Here is a 17,178-nt window from a genome sequence, read left to right as displayed (position 1 = left end):
GCATCGCCGGCCCCTGCTCATAGAGATCAGCACTCCGGGCCTCTCATCCTTGCAAGCTTGGTTCATACACCAAGAGGAAACTTCACTCAGGCTGCTGCCGCCAGGACATCCATTGCTGCGCTAGCGGGATGGGCTCTCGCATCCAAAATGAAGGGCGACACATCTTGAGCGCAGTTAGTCGTCTGACGGCGTTTAGCTAAGATTTGATTTGGCTGCACCCGACCGACCTGCGATCCGCCGGAATTGCGATCGAACATGGGAGTGACACGATCGATCGCCTTTCCTGACCAGTCTAGACGACGCCCTTCGTCCTAAGCGCCGCGATCCGTTCGCCGTCGTAGCCGATGGTGGACAGGATTTCGTCCGTATTGGAGCCGAGCAGCGGCGGCGCGCGATAGTCGGTGATCGGCGTGCCCGAAAACATCAGCGGATTGCGCACAAGCGAAAGCGCGGGATCGAAGGGATGGTTCGAGCTCACGCGCATACCGCGGGCCTTCACATGAGGGTCCGCGAAAACCTGATCGAAATCGTTGATCGGGCCGGACGGTACGCCGACCGCCTCCAGACGCTCCAGCCAGTAGACGACGGGCTGCTTCAGGAAAAGACCGGCGAAGATGGCCATGATCTCCTTGCCATGAACGACACGGTCGTTGTTCTTCAGGAAGCGCGGATCCTTGGCCAGGTCCGGCTCTCCGAGCACTTCGCAGGTCCGCTGGAACTGGCCGTCATTGCCATTCACGAGCATCAACTCGCCATCCGTGCAACGGAAGACGCCGGCAGGCATGCCGCCATTGCCCCAGGTTCCGCGCCGGGGCGGGACTTTTCCGCTGATGAGATAGGGTTGGAGCCAATGTGAAAGGGAGGCGATCACCGTATCGAATAGACAAGCATCGATTTGCTGTCCCTCGCCGCCGCCGGCATCGCGATGATAGAGCGCCGACATCACGCCGATGGTGGCATTCAAGCCGGTCATATAGTCCACGATCGAGGGACCGACCTTCATGGGGCCCTCGCCCGGCTCGCCATCGAGATGGCCCGTCACGCTCATGAGGCCACCCATCGCCTGCAGGATCGCGTCATAGCCGGCGCGTGTGGCGTAGGGACCCGTTTGTCCGAAGCCGGTCACGGAGCAGTAGACGATGCGTGGGTTGATGGCTTTGATCGCGTCATAGTCGAGGCCATAACGCTTGAGGTCGCCGACCTTGTAGTTTTCCAACAACACGTCGGCGGTCTTGACGAGTTCGCGAACGATCTCCTGGCCTTCAGGCTTGGCCACATTGACGGTGACCGATTTCTTGTTGCGATTGGCGCAAAGATAGAAGGAGTTGTCTCGCCTGCTACCGTCCGGATCGTTCAGATAGGGAGGGCCGAACGCGCGGGAATCGTCGCCAGTTCCAGGGCGTTCGATCTTGATGACTTCCGCGCCGAGATCGCCGAGCATCTGACCTGCTATCGGGCCGGCAAGCACCCGCGTCATATCGATAACCTTGATGCCCGAGAGCGGCAGAGCCGGCATGTATTCCTCCTGTATGTTGGTTCGTCACGTCGGCCACGGAGAACGTGTGAAGCGAGCGCTTACAGGAAAATCACCCCGAGTGCACCGCTTTGTGAGCATGAGGGCTATCCCATTCAAGAGGGCACAGCTCGTGAAGCAGATAGAGGCTTATCTGGACATCGGGCTTGCGCAGCCCGATGGCACGGCAGTCGCAAAGGGCAATTGAGCATAAGATGGATCAAGACGGCTGAAACGTCGCGAATGATCCCTACTTCAGCCCGAACCACAGCGTCGCGATCCCCAGGAACGCGAAGAAGCCGACCACGTCGGTCACGGTGGTCACGAATGTACCGGAAGCCACGGCCGGATCGGCCTTGACGCGTTCGAGCACCATCGGGATCAGGATGCCGCCGAGTGCGCCGGCGATCAGATTGCAGATCATTGCAAGGCCGATGACGATGCCGAGACCGGGCGTCCTGAACCAGGCATAGGCGGCGATGCCGGTGATCACGGCAAAGGCCAGACCATTGATCAGGCCGACAAGGCCTTCGCGGATCACGATGCGCATGGCGTTGTTGGGGTTGAGCTGCCGCGTCGCCAATGCGCGCACCGCAACCGTCATGGTCTGGGTCGCCGCATTGCCGCCCTGACTGGCGACAATGGGCGCCAGCACAGCCAGCGCCACCATCTGCTGCAGCTGGTCCTCGAACAGGCCGAGCACCGACGACGCGATGAAGGCGGTGGCGAGATTGATCAGCAGCCAAGTAAAGCGGCCCTTGGCGATGGTCCAGAAATTGTCCGACAGTTCTTCGTCCGACGTGACGCCGCCGAGCGCCTTAAGGTCCTCGTCGGCCTCCTCCTCGATGACGTCGACGACGTCGTCGATGGTGATGACGCCGACCAGCCGGTCATCGGTATCGACCACAGGCGCCGCGACAAGATTGTACTTGCCGAACATCCGCGCCACTTCCTCCTGATCGTCCAACACCGAGACGCGGCGGCGGTCCTCATCGATCAGATCAGCCAGCAGCACCGGACGGCGCGCGCGCAGCAGCGCGTCCAGCGACACTGCGCCCTGCCAGCGCTGATCGGCGCCGACGGAATAGATCTCGTAGAACCGGTCCGGCAGGTCTGGCGTTTCGCGCATATAGTCGATGACCTGACCAACATTCCAGTCCGGCGGGACCGCAATGAACTCGGTCTGCATCCGCCGGCCGGCGGAGTTTTCCGGGTAAGTGAGGCTCCGCTCCAGCGCCACGCGCTCGGACAGCGGCAGCTTCTCGAGAATCTCGTCCTGGACCTCCTCGTCGACGCCTTCGAGCAGTTCGACGGCATCGTCGGAATCGAGTTCGCGGACACCCTCGGCGACAGTTTCCGGCTCCAGTTCCTCGAGCAGTTCCTCGCGGACGGTGTCGTCGACCTCGTTGAGCGCCGAGAAGTCGAAATCGGCGCCGGTCAGCTCGATCAGGGGCGCGCGCTCGTCGGCATCGAGCGCTTCGATCAGGTCACCGAGATCGGCCTCGTGCAGCTCGCCGACGATCTCCTTGAGAAATGCGGTATCGGCTACCTGAACCGCGTGCGAGATCGCCTCGACAAATTCGGGGCGAATGTCGCCGTCATCGTCGCGCATCGGCATCTTGTCGAGCGCCGACAATTCCTCGGGAGCGACCGATTGGGCGAGATCGACGTCATCGGCCATGCCGCACCTCGCCTGCTTGTTTGGGGGGTGACGGAGCTAGCGCTATCCTGTCGGAAATGCGCTAATCCATCTGTGAACAGAAGCTCGCATCAGGCATTACCCAATGCGCAATGCCTGATGCAATCGGAAAAATGCGGTGCGCCAAATCAGCGGCCGGGAAAGTGTCGTGATCGTGTTGAAGGCCGCCATTCTTGCCTTGATTGCATCGACCGTTGTCGCCCATGCCGAAGACTGCCCGCGCAAGGATACGCTGGGCACTGCGCGCGTTCTGACGGTCGATCCGAAGACCACTCCGCGGGTCGGAACGCAGAGTTTTCCGGACACGCTGCCGCTGGAAGACCGCGAGGTCGTGCTGACCTTCGACGATGGCCCGAATGCGCCGACCACGACGAAAATTCTCACGGCGCTGTCGCGCGAATGTGTTCGCGCGACCTTCTTCCTGATCGGCAACAGCGCGATGGCCAATGCGGCGCTGGTGAAGCGCATGGCCGCCGAGGGCCACACCATCGGCCATCACACCCTCGCCCATGCCGACCTCAAGAAGATCAGCAATGCGGCTGCCGTCGAACAGATCGACCGCGGCATCAGCGCCGACGAAATGGCGCTGAATGGCAAGGCCACCACCGTGCCGACCACGCCCTTCTTCCGGTTTCCCTATTTCGAGTCGACGCCAGCCCTGCTGGACATGCTGCAGTCCCGCCGGATCGCGGTGTTCGGCGCGGATTTCTGGGCCAGCGACTGGAATCCCATGACCCCGCAGCAGCAACTGGAGCTGATTACCGGCAGGCTGAAGGCGGCCGGGCGGGGAATCATCCTGTTTCACGACACCAAGGCGCAGACTGCCGCGATGCTGCCCGATTTCCTGCGCTATCTCCGGGAGAACCGCTACCGCGTCGTGCATATCGTGCCGCCGGCCGCAGGGTCCGCCCGCTCCAGTTCCCAGTAGAACGCGCGACCATCAGGATGCGGAAAATACCGTCGGCGGGCCGACATGATTAACATTGCGTTCACAGCCGCCCCGGTAACTTCACAGCCGACATCAAAGCGAGTGACGGATCGACCAATGAACAAGGCGACGACTGACCGGGCACGACGCCTTCTGTGCCTGAGCCTGCTCACCGGCCTGACCCTGTTCACCGCCGCCGCAGCCTCCGCCACCAGCGCTCTGTCGGCCGAGGCGTGCCCGGGCAATCCCGGCGCGCTCGGCACCTCGCGCACCATCGTGGTCGATCCCCGCGAACACCCCAAGATCGGCACCATGCAATATGCCGAGACGCTGCCGCTGCAGGACAAGGAGGTCGTGCTGACCTTCGACGACGGTCCGATCCCGAAACACTCGAACGCGATCCTCGATATCCTGGCTTCCGAATGCGTGAAGGCGACGTTCTTCATTATCGGCCGGATGGCGAAGGAGCATCCCGAAGGCGTGCGCAAGCTGATCGCGCTCGGCCACACCGTCGGCACCCACAGCCAGAACCATCCGCTCAGTATGAACCGCATGCCGATCGAGAAGGCGCAGCAGGAAATCGAGGACGGCATCGCCAACACCACCGCGGCGCTCGGCGATCCCGCGCTGCTGTCGCCATTCTTCCGGATTCCCGGCCTGCTGCGCGCCAGCGTCGTCGAGGACTATCTCGCCTCGCGCGGCATCCAGACCTGGAGCGCCGATTTCCCCGCCGACGACTGGCGCCATGTGTCGTCGCAGAAGGTCCATGACCTCGCGATCTCGCGCATCGCCGCCAAGGGCAAGGGCATCCTGTTGCTGCACGATATCCAGCCGCGCACCGTCGCCGCCCTGCCCGGCATCCTGCGCGACCTCAAGGCCGGCGGCTATCGCATCGTCCATGTCGAGGCGGCAACGCCGGACAAGCCGAAGACGCCCACCGAGCCGCAGCAGTGGCAGTTGCATCCGGTGTCGGAGACCGTGGCTGTCACGCGCTGGCACAAGGTGCCGACCTTCGCCTTTGCCCATGACGAGATGCTGCCCGCGCCGGCGATCTCGGCCTCCGACCAGATGCTGTCGCTAACCGAGAATTTCGATCGCATGCGCCGGCCGCGTAATGCCGTCCCATTGCCCGAACAGGCTCCGTGGCCGCGCGCCGCGACGCTGCATGCGATGACCAGCAGTGCCTCGCTGCCGGTGCCGGCACAGGAGCTGTTCGAGCTCGCCGAACATCACGGCAAGCCGATCAAGGCACTCGTGCAGCTACCACATCACGCTCAACAGACGGCGCCTGCCCGCGGCAGCGATTCAGATGCGATTGCGAAACTGATCTCGCTCGATGCCAGCGCGGCCAAACGCACCATCCCCGGCGCCATTCCGCCGGGCCTGCATCCGACGGCAGTTGCCGTCCCGCGCTGAGCGCGACGGGATCAACTGACGATCTTGGCGATGCACAGCACCACGATGATGCCGAGGAACAGTAGGTCGATATAGGACTTCATCTCGCCGGCCTGGCGCTGCTCGACCACGTCCTTCACAACCATCTTGCGTGTTGCAACGGCAGCCGGGCCCTCACCGGACAAGCCGCCGAGCCGGCGTGCTTCGAGTTCGAGCTTCTCGATCGCCTTGAAGAAGACGAAGGAGCGCAGCGCCGAGATCGCCCGCATGCCGGCATAGGCCAGCACCAGCGCCGCCACGATGGCGCGCTGCTGATAGGCGCCGACGAAGTTCAGGCTGAAATAGACCAGCGCCAGAAAGGCAAAGTTGGAGATGAAACGATAGGCATAGCTCAGATATTTCATGTCCGCTCCGGAAGATCGACGCTACCGGCCATGTCTAGCTGCCGGACGGCGGCGTTGCTACTGGCAAGTCGTTACCCGAGCGCTAAAGGATGATGACAACTGCAATGCATCTGGAGATTTATCCGCAACGCGCCAACGGACTTTTGTCAACGACGGCGCGTGACAGTCAGCGCGCTGCGGCCGGCCGAGGAGCGGCTGGCATGCTCGGCCCGGCGCGATGATGTCTGCGGCGGCTTCGGTAGCAAGATCACGACGTCATGTTCGGGCACCGTGCCATAAGCGCGACCGTGCGGCAGCGCTTCCCGCACTATACAACCTTGACAGAGGAACCTGCTTCGCCGTAACCAGCCGTCATTGCAGGGTGTCTCCCCGCCGTAAGCGTTAACGTCACTCAACGTGCTCAGCTCCGGACAGCCCCAACGTGGCTGGCCGCCTCGAAAGCACGTCGACATGAATCAGAACGCTCCTCCAAAATTCCAAACTGCGTCCAAACCTGTGCCTCTCAGCCGCGACGATCGCGCCAGCCTGATCAAGCAGGTCGCGATCGTGTTTTTCGGCTTCCTCTCGGTCGGCCTACCGCTGCCGCCGATCTCGCTCTACATCCATGACCAGCTCGGTTTTTCGGCCGGCGTGATCGGCTTCGCCATCGGCATCCAGTCGGTGGTGACCGTGCTCACCCGGCACCGCGCCGGCACGCTGAGCGACCATCACGGCGCGCGCTACGCGATCCGGCTCGGCCTGCCGCTCTCAGCGCTGGCCGGCCTGTTCTATCTGCTTGCTGCCACCCTGCCGCTGCCGGCCGAAGGCAGGCTCACGCTGCTGCTGATCGGACGCGTCGCGCTCGGCTTTGGCGAAAGCCTGTTCATCACCGGCGCCATGAGCTGGTGCATCGGACGGCTCGGCCCGCACCGCACCGGTCTCGTGATGTCCTGGCAAGGCATTGCCATGTATTCGGCTATTGGATTGGGCGCACCGATCGGGCTCGCTGTCTACGCTTCGATCGGCTTTGCCGGCGTCGGCGCGCTTGCGGCCATCTCGCCACTGATCGCGCTGGGGATCGCCTACGCCATCCCTGACGTGCCTGTGTCGGGCAATACCGAACGCACGCCGTTCTACAAGGTGATCGGACTGATCTGGCGTTCCGGCACGGTCCTGTTTCTGGCCACCATTCCCTTCGCGGGGATCACCGGCTTTCTGGCACTGACCTATGTCGAACGCGGCTGGTCCGGCGCCGGCATCGCGCTCGCCGCCTTCTCGACCGGCTTCATCTTCGTGCGCCTGGTCGGCAGCCACCTGCCCGACCGGTTCGGCGGCGCGCGCGTCGCGATGACATCGCTGGCCATCGAGGCGCTGGGCCAGGCGCTGATCTGGCTATCCACGAGTCCGATGCTCGCACTGCTCGGCGCGCTGGTCACCGGCATCGGATTCTCGCTGATCTTTCCCTCGATGGGTGTCGAAGCCACGCGCCGCGTACCCATCGAACAGCGCGGCCGCGCGGTGGCGAATTTCATCGCCTTCTTCGACCTGGCGATCGGGCTGACTGCGCCGGCAGTTGGATATGCGGCGGGCGTTTTCGGCTATGGGACGGCGTTTCTGATCGGCGCCGTCGCAGCGATCTGCGCGCTGGTGCTGGCGATGTCAGGCTGAGAGCTCGCGACGGCATTTGCGCATCACCCCTCCCTCAAGATCGACAGCCGCACTTACCCTCTCCTTCTGGTTGATATTGGATGGAGAGGTACACTTTTAAGCGACAATCTTTTGGAGGACGGAAATGCTGGAATTGCCCATTGCAGCTTCGGGACTTTCAATACTTGCATCGCTGCTCAGCATCGGGCGTTCAGTGAAAGACCTGATGGCCACCCAGAACCTCAGCACAGATCAGGCACTGGACAAATTTAAGGGAAACGCATCCGGGACCAACGCAGAGGTGCTGGCGATGAAGGGAAGCGACAGCGCAATCAAATCGATTGTCATCATCCCAGGCCAACTCCTTGATCAACTCGTGTCCGAGATCAATGGCTGCGTGGACCGACAGGTCGAAGCACGCAAGAAAGCCAAGAATCAGGCTGGCAAGGACAAGGCCGACCGTGCCGCGGCAGTATGTGTGTGTAGCGGCTTGGGCAGCATCAAGCTGCACAATAGCGGGAAGCTACCAGAGGGCACGCTTCGCGACTTGTGGAAGGCCTATGGCTGCAACTAGCCTTTGGCGACTAGCTCAAGCAGACCTTCATTGCACAAGCCATTCATCCGGATCACGAGCAGTACGATACTGACTGACCATTTCTTCAAGATGCAAGGAAAGCAGGTCTTTCACCGATAGCCGTTCAACCTCTCGGGTCAATGAGGCGCTCGGCCACATCACGCGGCACATGCCATTTCCCAAAAAAGCCACTTCGACCGCTTTCATCTCATCATGCATTTGGACGAGCCACGTCAGAACCAATATTTGTTCTTGTGACGCTGCCGTCGCCCCTGAAATCAACGGGCGATAGAAATTGTCGGGAAGGCTATCGAGATAGTACTCGGCGTCCCTGATCGCGCTTTCGATATTCGGATCATGAGATTTGCGACTGGCGGCCGGGCGACCAGCGATGAAATAGGCTCGGTCTCGAATCATTTTGTGCGGAAGTTGCATTCGACCTGCCTCAGAGCCACAACCCTAGATTAAAGCAAGAATCCGTCCAGTCTTGTCACTTTCTTGCAACAGCACACGTTCAAAGTGTTTGCAGAACAAATCACCACAACGGCGATTTTAAGGATTTCCGATTACGAAACTCCCAATCGTCAACCTATACGATTCCGTCCGAAAAAACTATCGCTAGTAGTTACAGCGACGTCACACCACCACCGAATGTTGGCTCCTGCTCCGACGGCGCGAGGTTCTGGCCGTCGCCCGGACGGAGCTGTCAGGGGCGCAATACAAATCTCAGCCTATCATCCTACGATGAGAAAAGCCGGCTCGTTTACCCGATATGGCAGCAGTCTTTTGATGTGTGTGAGGTGTGGTGCGCTCGGAGGGACTCGAACCCCCACCCTGTTACGGACTGCCACCTCAAGGCAGCGCGTCTACCAATTCCGCCACGAGCGCTAAAGAAATCCGGCGAGGGCAAATCGCCCGGCCGGATCAACCGGCGCCGATGTAACAAACCAATGATGGGGAGACAAGGCCTCTTGGCCTCTCCGGGCTACCTATCTGTGGTCAGGCGACCGGGGCAGCATCTGCTTGACCTCAACCGCAATCCGGTTGCGATCGACCATCACCACGCCTGATGCGACAGGCAGGTTGTTGGCGAGGATTTTGACCTCGTCCTGCTCTGTGGCATCCAGTTCGATGATGGCGCCGCGGCTCAGCCGCATCACCTGATGGACGGGCATAGACGTGGTGCCGAGAACCACCATGATATCGACGGTAATTTTATCGAGGGTTGGCACGTCGGCCTCAAATTCCCAGATGCAGGATCGCACAGATGCAAGATTGCGGTGCCTGCGAGATCAACATGTTATGGTTAGCCAATGGTTAATGACCGCCAAACCCTCGATTTAACGGTGTTTTCTCGCGGCCTCCCCGGCCGGCCGGTGGAATGGCGGGTATCCGATGCCCCGATTCCCTATCCGGACGCCGTCGCCGAGATGGAAGCCCGGGCGGCGGCCATTGCCGACGGCACCGCGCCGGAACTGGTCTGGCTGCTGGAACACCCCCCGCTCTACACTTCCGGCACATCAGGCAAGTCTGACGACCTGCTGGATGCCCGATATCCGGTGTTCGAGACCGGCCGCGGCGGCCAGGTGACCTATCACGGCCCCGGCCAGCGGGTGGCCTACGTGATGCTCGACCTCAAGGCGCGCCGGCCCGACGTTCGGGCCTATGTGGCGGCACTGGAAGACCTGATCATCCGGACGCTGGACGCCTTCAACGTGAAGGGCGAACGGCGCGAGGACCGCGTCGGGGTCTGGGTCGCGCGCCCCGACAAGGGCGCGGGATATGAAGACAAGATCGCCGCCATCGGCGTGCGGCTGCGGCGCTGGGTCTCGTTCCATGGCATCGCCATCAATGTCGAACCGGACCTCGCGCATTTCGACGCCATCGTGCCCTGCGGCGTGGTCGATCCGCGCTACGGCGTCACCAGCCTGGTCGATCTTGGCCTGCCCGTTAGCATGACCGATGTGGACGTGGCGCTGCGGCAGGCGTTCGGGGAAGTATTCGGCGAGAGCGAGCAGCTCGCAGCGGAAACGGCGGTCTGAGCGACCCAATCCGAATTACAGCGTCGGCAGTTGCGAGAAAACCTCGCCGTTGACGCGTAGGGCAAGCATGTCGGACGTGGCATCGCTTGTCACGACGCTATCGACGCGCGCGGCCGTTGGACCACGGTGACACGCCTCGATCATGTCAGTGACAGTATCGGCCGGCCCCGCAAACACCGCTTCCACACTGCCATCGCGGCGGTTGCGCACCCAGCCTTCGAGGCCGAGCAACGAGGCTTGTTGGCCGGCCCAGTAGCGATAGCCAACGCCCTGCACGCGGCCGAGGATCATCACGTGACGGATCACGCCACTCATCTATTTCTTGAGTCCCAGGAAATCGATGCCGCGCTGTTTCACGACGGCACCACGGGTGACGCTGTCCATCAACTCGCTTGAGGCAAGATTCTTCAGATCCTTCGGCCCCGCACCTTCGCGTACCGCTTTAAGAGTCGCATGGACGGCGGCCGTCGCCGCCGAGATCGGCGCGTGCCCTTGAATGGCGATGCGGACGCGCTGGGCGCTGAGGAAATCCCAATCCATGTCATCGGTGGGACTGCCCAGCACGATGGGCAGCGTGGTCGCGGCTGACGCCGCCTGCAGCTCGGCGCGGCTCTTGAGGCCGGTGAACATCACTGCATCGACGCCGGCGGCTTCATAAGATTTGGCTCGCGCAATCGCGTCATCCACGGAGGTGATCGATGCAGCACCAGTACGCCCCACAATCACCAGCGCCGGATCCTGTCGCGCATTCAGTGCAGCCTTGACCTTGCCGAGCCCCTCTTCCGGAGAGATCAGCTGCGCCTTCGCTTCGCCAAAGGCGGCGGGCAGCAGCGTGTCCTCGATGGTCAGGCCGGCGGCGCCGGCGGCTTCCAGCTCTTCCACCGTACGGCGGACATTGAGCGCATTGCCATAGCCGTGATCGGCATCGACCAGCACCGGCAGCGAGCCGGCGCGCGACATCCGCCGCATCTGCTCGGTGAGTTCGGACAGCGTGATCAGCGCGATGTCGGGATCGCCGAGAATGGCGAGCGACGCCGCCGAGCCGCCGAACATGCCGACCTCGAAGCCGAGGTCTTCGGCGATACGCACCGAGATCGCGTCATAGACCGATCCCGGACGCATGCAGCGATCGCCGGACAGAAGCGCCCGGAGTCCGTAACGGCGTTGCCGGAAGGTCGTCACGCGAATTCAAGAATGAGCGCATCCACCGCCAGCGTTGCGCCAGCAGCGGCATGGATTTTCTTGACGGTGCCGTCGCGTTCGGCGCGGAGCACGTTCTGCATCTTCATCGCCTCCACAACGGCGAGGGTCTCGCCGGCCTTGACGTCCTGACCTTCGGTCACGGCAATCGAGACGACGAGGCCCGGCATCGGGCACAGCAGCTTCTTGCCGGTGTCGGCCTTGACGCCCACCGGCATCAGGCGCGCAGCGGTTGCCTCCGCCTCGGTGAAGACATTGACCGCGACTTCATAACCCTGATGCGCGATGCGGATGCCCGACGTCTGAGGGCGCACCTGCATGGCCACGTTGTGTCCGTCGATGGTGCCTTCCCAGACCGGCACGCCCGGCTTCCAGGACGACGAGAGCTTATGCGGCACACCCGTCTTGCCGTCAGCACCGACGAAGGCCACCGTCACGACATCGCCGTCACGGGCCACGTCGAGCGCGATCTCCTCGCGCTCCAGCCACACGGCGCGGCGACCGGCACGGGTCACCGGACGGCCGATCAACTGGCCGGAAATCTGCCGCTTGCGTTCGCCGTAGATCGAGTCGACGGCCGCCGCCACCGCGGCGATACGGCGGGCGACTTCGCCCTCCGGCGCCCTGGCGGCGAAACCCTTGGGGAATTCCTCTGCGATGAAGCCGGTGGAGAGATTGCCCTCGCGCCAGCGCGGATGGCTCATCAGCGCCGACAGGAACGGAATATTGTGTCTGATACCGTCGATATAGAAGGCGTCGAGCGCATGAGACTGCGCCTCGATGGCGGCGGCGCGCGACGGGGCGTGGGTGACAAGCTTGGCGATCATCGGATCGTAATAGATCGAGATCTCGCCGCCCTCCTGTACGCCGGTGTCGTTGCGCACGGTGATGTTGTCGGACTTGCTCTCGGCCGGCGGGCGATACTTCACGAGGCGGCCGATGGACGGCAGGAAGTTGCGGAACGGATCTTCCGCATAGACGCGGGACTCCACGGCCCAGCCGGTCAGCGTGACGTCCTTCTGTGCAAGCTGCAGCTTCTCGCCGGCAGCGACACGGATCATCTGCTCGACGAGATCGACGCCGGTGACGAGCTCTGTCACGGGATGTTCGACCTGCAGACGGGTGTTCATTTCGAGGAAGTAGAAGCTCTTGTCCTGGCCGGCGACGAATTCCACGGTGCCGGCCGAATCGTAATTCACGGCCTTGGCCAGCGCCACGGCCTGCTCGCCCATCTTGCGGCGGGTGGTCTCGTCGAGCAGCGGCGACGGAGCTTCCTCGATGACCTTCTGGTTGCGGCGCTGAATCGAGCATTCACGCTCGCCGAGATAGATCACGTTGCCGTGCTTGTCGCCGAGCACCTGGATTTCGATGTGGCGGGGATCGACGATGAACTTCTCGATGAAGACACGGTCGTCGCCGAACGACGACTTCGCCTCGGCCTTGGCGAGGTTGAAACCCTCGACCACTTCCGAAGTCGAATGCGCGATGCGCATGCCCTTGCCGCCGCCGCCAGCGGACGCCTTGATCATCACGGGATAGCCGATCTCGTCGGCGATCTTCACAGCATGCTTGTCGTCCTCGATGACGCCGAGATAGCCCGGCACCGTGGAGACGTTGGCCTTGGCTGCCGCCTTCTTGGATTCAATCTTGTCGCCCATGGCGGCGATGGCGCCGGGATTGGGGCCGATGAAGACGATACCAGCAGCTTCCAGCGCGCGCGGGAAGGCCTCGCGCTCGGACAGGAAGCCGTAGCCGGGATGCACCGCTTCGGCGCCGGTCTGCTTGCAGGCCTCGACGATTTTCTCGATCAGGAGATAGCTCTCGGCCGCGGCCGGAGGTCCGATGAATACGGCCTCGTCGGCCATCTCGACATGCAGCGCATCACGATCGGCTTCAGAATAGACGGCGACGGTCTTGATGCCCATTTTGCGGGCGGACTTGATGACCCGGCAGGCGATCTCGCCGCGATTGGCGATCAGAATTTTTTTGAACATGAGCTGTCTTACTTGCAACCTTGAGGCGGGATCGGAAAGATGGGGTCGACGGTACAATGTGGCATGGCGCCGCAGTCGTAACAATTCTGTCGCGGACAAAAACTAGAGAAGACGTCTGGACCGGATCGGCCGAGTTCTTTCGAAGCGAGGTTTTTCATGCGCTGCGCCACCATCCTCTCCCTCAGTCTTACTTTTATATCCGCAACAACGGCTTTCGCCCAAAACAGCCCTCCCCGCAACCTCATTTTGTTCGTACCTGATGGGCTCCGGGCGCTGAAAGTGACGCCGGAAACGGCGCCTGCGATGTCCGCAGTGCGGGATAAGGGCGTCAATTTCCGAAACTCTCATTCGCTGTTTCCGACCTTCACCATGGCCAATGCGTCGGGCATGGCGTCCGGCCATTATCTCGGCGATACCGGCGTGTTCTCGAACTCGATCTATACCGGCCACCCCACCCCGGTGCAGAACAACAGCCCGATCCCCTTCATCGAACACGACCAAGTACTGGGCGATCTCGACGAGCAGTTCAACGGCGACTACCTCAATGAGGAAACGCTGCTGAAGGCCGCGCGCAAGGCCGGCTATTCCACCGCCGCGATCGGCAAGGTCGGCCCGACGCTGATGTTCGATCACACCGAACGCACCGGCAAGGAGACGATCACCATCGACGACCAGACCGGCGGCATCGACAAAGCAGGCAAGCTGCTCGGCATTCCCCTGTCTGACGAGATGAAGGACGCTTTGGCCAAGGCAGGCCTGGCGGTGGAAACACCCGGCCGCGGCGACAATGGCAAGGCGGGCGACGCCAAGACGCCTGGCACCACGGAAGCCAATATCAAGCAGCAGGCCTATATGGCCGATGTCGCGAGCAAAGTGGTGCTGCCGATGTTCAAGGCACGCAACAAGCCGTTCGTGCTCATCTTCTGGTCGCGCGATCCCGACGGCACCCAGCACAATCAGGGTGACAGTCTCAACAAAGTGACGCCCGGCATCAACGGCCCTTCCTCACTCGCCTCGATCAAGAACGCCGACGACAATCTCGCGCAGCTGCGCAAGACGCTCGACGATCTTGGGCTCAGTGCCAATACCAACATCATGATCTCGGCGGATCACGGCTTCTCGACGATCTCCAAGGAGAGCAAGACCTCGGCGACCATCAAGGGCACCTATGCGGATACGCCGGAAGGCTTCCTGCCGCTGGGCTTCCTGGCCATCGATCTCGCCAAGTCGCTCGACCTGCCGCTGTTCGATCCCAACGACAAATTCGCCGCCGTTGCCGACAATGCGTATCCGAAGGCCGGCAACGCCTATATCGGCAAGGACAAGGACAAGCCCGAGCTGATCATCGCCACCAATGGCGGCTCCGACCTGATCTATCTGCCGACCGGCGACAAGGTCCTCGCCGGCCGCACCGTGAAGGCGCTGCTGAAGCAGGATTACATCAGCGGCATCTTCGTGGAGGACTCGCTGGGCTCCTTCCCCGGCGCGCTGCCACTGTCGTCGATCAACCTGTCCGGCAAGGCTGTCACGCCGCATCCCGCGATCGTCGTCTCATTCCGCTCCTATTCGGAGGGCTGCGAAGAGCCGGCGGCGTGCCAGGTCGAGATCGCAGACACCGTGCTGCGTCAGGGTCAGGGCATGCATGGTTCGTTCGGGCGCGGCGATACCCACAACTTCATGGCGGCGATCGGTCCGGACTTCAAAGCCGGCTTCGTCGATCCCCTGCCGGTCAGCAATGCCGATACCGGCATGACTGCCGCGCATCTGCTCGGCCTCAAGCGCGAGTCCAAAGGCAGCCTGATCGGCCGCGTGATGAGTGAAGCGACGGTGACTGGCGAAACGCCGACGGCAACGACCGACGTGATGCGTTCGGCGCCTGACGATCAGGGTCTGGTCACGGTGCTGCAATTGCAGAAGGTCGGCGAGCACAAATATTTCGATGTCGCCGGTTTCCCGGGCCGGACTGTCGGCCTCGACGCGAAGTAAGCGACAGCCCAAACAAAAAACGGCGGAGCCACGCTCCGCCGTTTTCGTATTCTGACGATCTTCGACCGGCTTACATGCCGATGTCGAACACATTCGGCAGTTGCAGCGTCGCGGCGCCGACCACAGTCGTGACCAGCGTCATGATGGCGGCATTGCTGACGCGCTTGGCGCGCATCTGCGACGCGATCCATTCGAGCACTTCGATATTCACGCCAACGGCCTTGGTCGGCGCCCAGGTCTCGATGGCCACATCGGGCGACAGCGCCACCGCACGCGGCGGCACCGGCAGGCCCGACGCGGACGCAGCGTGATGGACGACAGCCTTGGCGAACAGGTCGTCGAAACGTCCGTCATCGCTGCGCTCGGCCGCCGCTTCGTTGATCGCAAACAGTGCCTCGGCCTCGTCGCGGCTGACCGGCTGGCTGGCCAGTGCCGATGCACCCAGGATGCGCTCGCACCAGGCGGCGTCATCGGCATCAAGCGCACGGGAGAAATGGATACGGCCACGGGTGGTCGGGCCTTCGCCGGTGATGACGCCGTCGCGCACGATGGCGAGGGCCTGCGCCGCAGCGCGATGATCGTTGATGGAGGACGTTTCGATGGCGCCGAATACGTCGGCAGCGGCAGCGGATGACATTTCAAGCTCTTCTGTTTGCAGCATATTTCTCAACATAGCCCAGCAATTCCATGGGCGACTTAACGCTCGGTTAAGAGATCGACAGGAGTTCTTCTTATCCCTAACCGTTGCAGTTCAGTCGCGCCGGGACGCTGCTGGGTTCGATCAGATGTGGCGATGCGGTCAGGCGGGATTGCGCCGCGCGGGAGGCAACATCACGGCATCCGATAACATCATGTTGCGTGGGTATTTTGCCGCAGCCGCCTTGCGTGAAACTGAATGCCAGCGCGCGCTGAATTTGAAGAAAGTTCTTGTCCTTTTTGCTGGACAGTTCCATTTACCAACGTGCGCCTCTATAATCGGCTCACGAAATTCATCTGTAATCAGAATGACATGAGGTCCATCATGACGCTCCAGATCAACGCCGTCGCCCCCGATTTCGAGGCCGAAACCACGGCTGGCCGCATCAAGTTCCACGACTGGATCGGCGATAGCTGGGCTCTTTTGTTCTCGCATCCGAAGGACTTCACCCCGGTCTGCACCACCGAACTCGGCGCCCTCGCCAAGCTGCAGCCGGAATTCGACAAGCGCGGCGTCAAGCTGATCGGCCTCAGCGTCGACCCCGTGCACAAGCACGCGCTGTGGGTCGACGACATTAACGAAACCCAGGGCGCCCGCCCGACCTTCCCGATGATCGGCGACACTGACCTCAAGGTCTCCAAGCTCTACAACATGCTTCCGGCCGACGTGGCGGGCGATGCCGACAGCCGTACCGCCGCGGATAATGCCACCGTGCGCAACGTCTTCATCATCGGACCGGACAAGAAGATCAAACTGGTGCTGGTCTATCCGATGACCACCGGTCGCAACTTCCAGGAAATCCTGCGCGTCATCGATTCACTGCAGATGACCGCCAAGCATCGCGTCGCCACGCCGGCAGACTGGAAGCATGGCGAGGACGTCATCATCGCCGGCTCCGTCACCAACGACGAGGCCAAGACGATCTATCCGAATGGCTGGAAAGAACCGAAGCCCTATATCCGCATCGTGCCGCAGCCGAAGTAACGCTGCGACTGATTTGCAAGAACGAAAGAGGCGCCGCGAGAGATCGCGGCGCCTCTTTTCTTTGACTCGTCCAATCGATGCTGCAGGCACTCTCCGTCGTCATGGGTCCCTTCTCCACGTCCTTGCGAGGAGCTCT

At 62.1% G+C, this 17,178-nt stretch carries 17 protein-coding genes and 1 tRNA gene; 7 read left to right on the top strand and 11 right to left on the bottom strand.

Annotation, left to right across the window (positions count from 1 at the left end; all coding sequences use genetic code 11):
• Window positions 1-292 precede the first annotated feature (292 nt).
• Together AB7828_RS03180 and mgtE are read right to left on the bottom strand one after the other, a co-directional pair.
• Complete coding sequence (locus AB7828_RS03180) at window positions 293-1,516, bottom strand: CaiB/BaiF CoA transferase family protein (RefSeq protein WP_441229365.1); 1,224 nt, start codon at window positions 1,514-1,516, stop codon at window positions 293-295.
• Window positions 1,517-1,763: 247 nt separating this feature from the next.
• Window positions 1,764-3,194, bottom strand: coding sequence for a magnesium transporter (gene mgtE / locus AB7828_RS03175; protein WP_439076948.1), 1,431 nt, complete (start codon window positions 3,192-3,194; stop codon window positions 1,764-1,766).
• A 166-nt stretch (window positions 3,195-3,360) separates the two neighbouring features.
• On the opposite strand from mgtE, the gene AB7828_RS03170 reads away from it, so the two are divergent.
• Together AB7828_RS03170 and AB7828_RS03165 are read left to right on the top strand one after the other, a co-directional pair.
• Entirely contained in the window at window positions 3,361-4,140 is a 780-nt protein-coding gene (locus tag AB7828_RS03170; protein ID WP_441229364.1) for a polysaccharide deacetylase family protein, read from the top strand.
• Between the two features lie 117 nt (window positions 4,141-4,257).
• Complete coding sequence (locus tag AB7828_RS03165; protein WP_441229363.1) at window positions 4,258-5,556, top strand: polysaccharide deacetylase family protein; 1,299 nt, start codon at window positions 4,258-4,260, stop codon at window positions 5,554-5,556.
• 11 nt (window positions 5,557-5,567) lie between these two features.
• Here AB7828_RS03165 and AB7828_RS03160 read toward each other — a convergent pair whose 3' ends face one another.
• Window positions 5,568-5,939 carry a hypothetical protein gene (locus AB7828_RS03160; RefSeq protein WP_120290268.1) on the bottom strand — a complete coding sequence of 124 codons (372 nt, stop codon included), beginning with the start codon at window positions 5,937-5,939 and terminating at the stop codon, window positions 5,568-5,570.
• Window positions 5,940-6,389: 450 nt separating this feature from the next.
• Here AB7828_RS03160 and AB7828_RS03155 point away from each other — a divergent pair, with 450 nt between their 5' ends.
• Both AB7828_RS03155 and AB7828_RS03150 read left to right on the top strand, forming a co-directional pair.
• The gene (locus AB7828_RS03155) at window positions 6,390-7,586 is read left to right on the top strand and encodes an MFS transporter (protein ID WP_441229362.1); all 1,197 of its coding nucleotides are present in this window, start codon (window positions 6,390-6,392) and stop codon (window positions 7,584-7,586) included.
• Window positions 7,587-7,710: 124 nt separating this feature from the next.
• The gene (locus AB7828_RS03150) at window positions 7,711-8,139 is read left to right on the top strand and encodes a hypothetical protein (protein WP_184515913.1); all 429 of its coding nucleotides are present in this window, start codon (window positions 7,711-7,713) and stop codon (window positions 8,137-8,139) included.
• Window positions 8,140-8,166: 27 nt separating this feature from the next.
• On the opposite strand, the gene AB7828_RS03145 is transcribed toward AB7828_RS03150, so the two are convergent.
• The 3 genes from AB7828_RS03145 to AB7828_RS03135 all read right to left on the bottom strand — a co-directional run bounded on the left by AB7828_RS03145 (window position 8,167) and on the right by AB7828_RS03135 (window position 9,371).
• Window positions 8,167-8,574, bottom strand: a complete 408-nt coding sequence (locus tag AB7828_RS03145; protein ID WP_139285848.1) for a hypothetical protein — start codon at window positions 8,572-8,574, stop codon at window positions 8,167-8,169.
• Window positions 8,575-8,942: 368 nt separating this feature from the next.
• Window positions 8,943-9,027 (bottom strand) — tRNA-Leu (locus AB7828_RS03140).
• Window positions 9,028-9,128: 101 nt separating this feature from the next.
• Complete coding sequence (locus tag AB7828_RS03135) at window positions 9,129-9,371, bottom strand: FliM/FliN family flagellar motor switch protein (protein WP_068730739.1); 243 nt, start codon at window positions 9,369-9,371, stop codon at window positions 9,129-9,131.
• Between the two features lie 81 nt (window positions 9,372-9,452).
• Between AB7828_RS03135 and lipB the strand changes: the two genes are divergently transcribed.
• On the top strand, window positions 9,453-10,181 hold the full coding sequence (gene lipB, locus AB7828_RS03130; RefSeq protein ID WP_439076867.1) for a lipoyl(octanoyl) transferase LipB: 729 nt from the start codon (window positions 9,453-9,455) through the stop codon (window positions 10,179-10,181).
• Between the two features lie 15 nt (window positions 10,182-10,196).
• Here the strand turns inward: lipB and AB7828_RS03125 are convergent, their stop codons facing one another.
• The 3 genes from AB7828_RS03125 to AB7828_RS03115 are packed head-to-tail and all read right to left on the bottom strand — an operon-like array spanning window position 10,197 to window position 13,375.
• Window positions 10,197-10,496, bottom strand: a complete 300-nt coding sequence (locus AB7828_RS03125; protein ID WP_439076865.1) for an acylphosphatase — start codon at window positions 10,494-10,496, stop codon at window positions 10,197-10,199.
• Window positions 10,497-11,363: an isocitrate lyase/PEP mutase family protein gene (locus tag AB7828_RS03120; protein WP_320443900.1), complete on the bottom strand. Its 867-nt coding sequence runs from the start codon at window positions 11,361-11,363 to the stop codon at window positions 10,497-10,499.
• Window positions 11,360-13,375: an acetyl-CoA carboxylase biotin carboxylase subunit gene (locus AB7828_RS03115; RefSeq protein ID WP_093758858.1), complete on the bottom strand. Its 2,016-nt coding sequence runs from the start codon at window positions 13,373-13,375 to the stop codon at window positions 11,360-11,362. The genes AB7828_RS03120 and AB7828_RS03115 overlap by 4 nt, the downstream gene beginning before the upstream one ends.
• A gap of 156 nt (window positions 13,376-13,531) precedes the next feature.
• Between AB7828_RS03115 and AB7828_RS03110 the strand changes: the two genes are divergently transcribed.
• On the top strand, window positions 13,532-15,361 hold the full coding sequence (locus AB7828_RS03110; protein ID WP_441229361.1) for an alkaline phosphatase family protein: 1,830 nt from the start codon (window positions 13,532-13,534) through the stop codon (window positions 15,359-15,361).
• Window positions 15,362-15,431: 70 nt separating this feature from the next.
• Here AB7828_RS03110 and AB7828_RS03105 read toward each other — a convergent pair whose 3' ends face one another.
• Together AB7828_RS03105 and AB7828_RS03100 are read right to left on the bottom strand one after the other, a co-directional pair.
• Window positions 15,432-15,998 (bottom strand): hypothetical protein, encoded by a 567-nt coding sequence (locus tag AB7828_RS03105; protein ID WP_441229360.1) that lies wholly within the window; start codon window positions 15,996-15,998, stop codon window positions 15,432-15,434.
• Between the two features lie 100 nt (window positions 15,999-16,098).
• Window positions 16,099-16,314 (bottom strand): hypothetical protein, encoded by a 216-nt coding sequence (locus tag AB7828_RS03100; RefSeq protein WP_309944381.1) that lies wholly within the window; start codon window positions 16,312-16,314, stop codon window positions 16,099-16,101.
• A 68-nt stretch (window positions 16,315-16,382) separates the two neighbouring features.
• Here AB7828_RS03100 and AB7828_RS03095 point away from each other — a divergent pair, with 68 nt between their 5' ends.
• Entirely contained in the window at window positions 16,383-17,042 is a 660-nt protein-coding gene (locus AB7828_RS03095; protein WP_089267220.1) for a peroxiredoxin, read from the top strand.
• Window positions 17,043-17,178 lie beyond the last annotated feature (136 nt).

Source organism: Tardiphaga sp. 215_C5_N2_1, assembly GCF_052076055.1.
Lineage (GTDB): Bacteria > Pseudomonadota > Alphaproteobacteria > Rhizobiales > Xanthobacteraceae > Tardiphaga > Tardiphaga robiniae.
The sequence above is the reverse complement of the archived record's forward strand: the minus strand, read 5'-3'. Positions and strand labels throughout refer to the sequence as shown.

What these genes read in the sequence shown, in the direction of transcription:
- AB7828_RS03180 (WP_441229365.1), bottom strand. Translation starts at nt 1,516, where the DNA reads ATGCCGGCTCTGCCGCTCTCGGGCATCAAGGTTATCGATATGACGCGG.
- mgtE (WP_439076948.1), bottom strand. Translation starts at nt 3,194, where the DNA reads ATGGCCGATGACGTCGATCTCGCCCAATCGGTCGCTCCCGAGGAATTG.
- AB7828_RS03165 (WP_441229363.1), top strand. Translation starts at nt 4,258, where the DNA reads ATGAACAAGGCGACGACTGACCGGGCACGACGCCTTCTGTGCCTGAGC.
- AB7828_RS03160 (WP_120290268.1), bottom strand. Translation starts at nt 5,939, where the DNA reads ATGAAATATCTGAGCTATGCCTATCGTTTCATCTCCAACTTTGCCTTT.
- AB7828_RS03155 (WP_441229362.1), top strand. Translation starts at nt 6,390, where the DNA reads ATGAATCAGAACGCTCCTCCAAAATTCCAAACTGCGTCCAAACCTGTG.
- AB7828_RS03150 (WP_184515913.1), top strand. Translation starts at nt 7,711, where the DNA reads ATGCTGGAATTGCCCATTGCAGCTTCGGGACTTTCAATACTTGCATCG.
- AB7828_RS03145 (WP_139285848.1), bottom strand. Translation starts at nt 8,574, where the DNA reads ATGCAACTTCCGCACAAAATGATTCGAGACCGAGCCTATTTCATCGCT.
- lipB (WP_439076867.1), top strand. Translation starts at nt 9,453, where the DNA reads ATGGTTAATGACCGCCAAACCCTCGATTTAACGGTGTTTTCTCGCGGC.
- AB7828_RS03125 (WP_439076865.1), bottom strand. Translation starts at nt 10,496, where the DNA reads ATGAGTGGCGTGATCCGTCACGTGATGATCCTCGGCCGCGTGCAGGGC.
- AB7828_RS03115 (WP_093758858.1), bottom strand. Translation starts at nt 13,375, where the DNA reads ATGTTCAAAAAAATTCTGATCGCCAATCGCGGCGAGATCGCCTGCCGG.
- AB7828_RS03110 (WP_441229361.1), top strand. Translation starts at nt 13,532, where the DNA reads ATGCGCTGCGCCACCATCCTCTCCCTCAGTCTTACTTTTATATCCGCA.
- AB7828_RS03105 (WP_441229360.1), bottom strand. Translation starts at nt 15,998, where the DNA reads ATGTCATCCGCTGCCGCTGCCGACGTATTCGGCGCCATCGAAACGTCC.
- AB7828_RS03100 (WP_309944381.1), bottom strand. Translation starts at nt 16,314, where the DNA reads ATGGAACTGTCCAGCAAAAAGGACAAGAACTTTCTTCAAATTCAGCGC.
- AB7828_RS03095 (WP_089267220.1), top strand. Translation starts at nt 16,383, where the DNA reads ATGACGCTCCAGATCAACGCCGTCGCCCCCGATTTCGAGGCCGAAACC.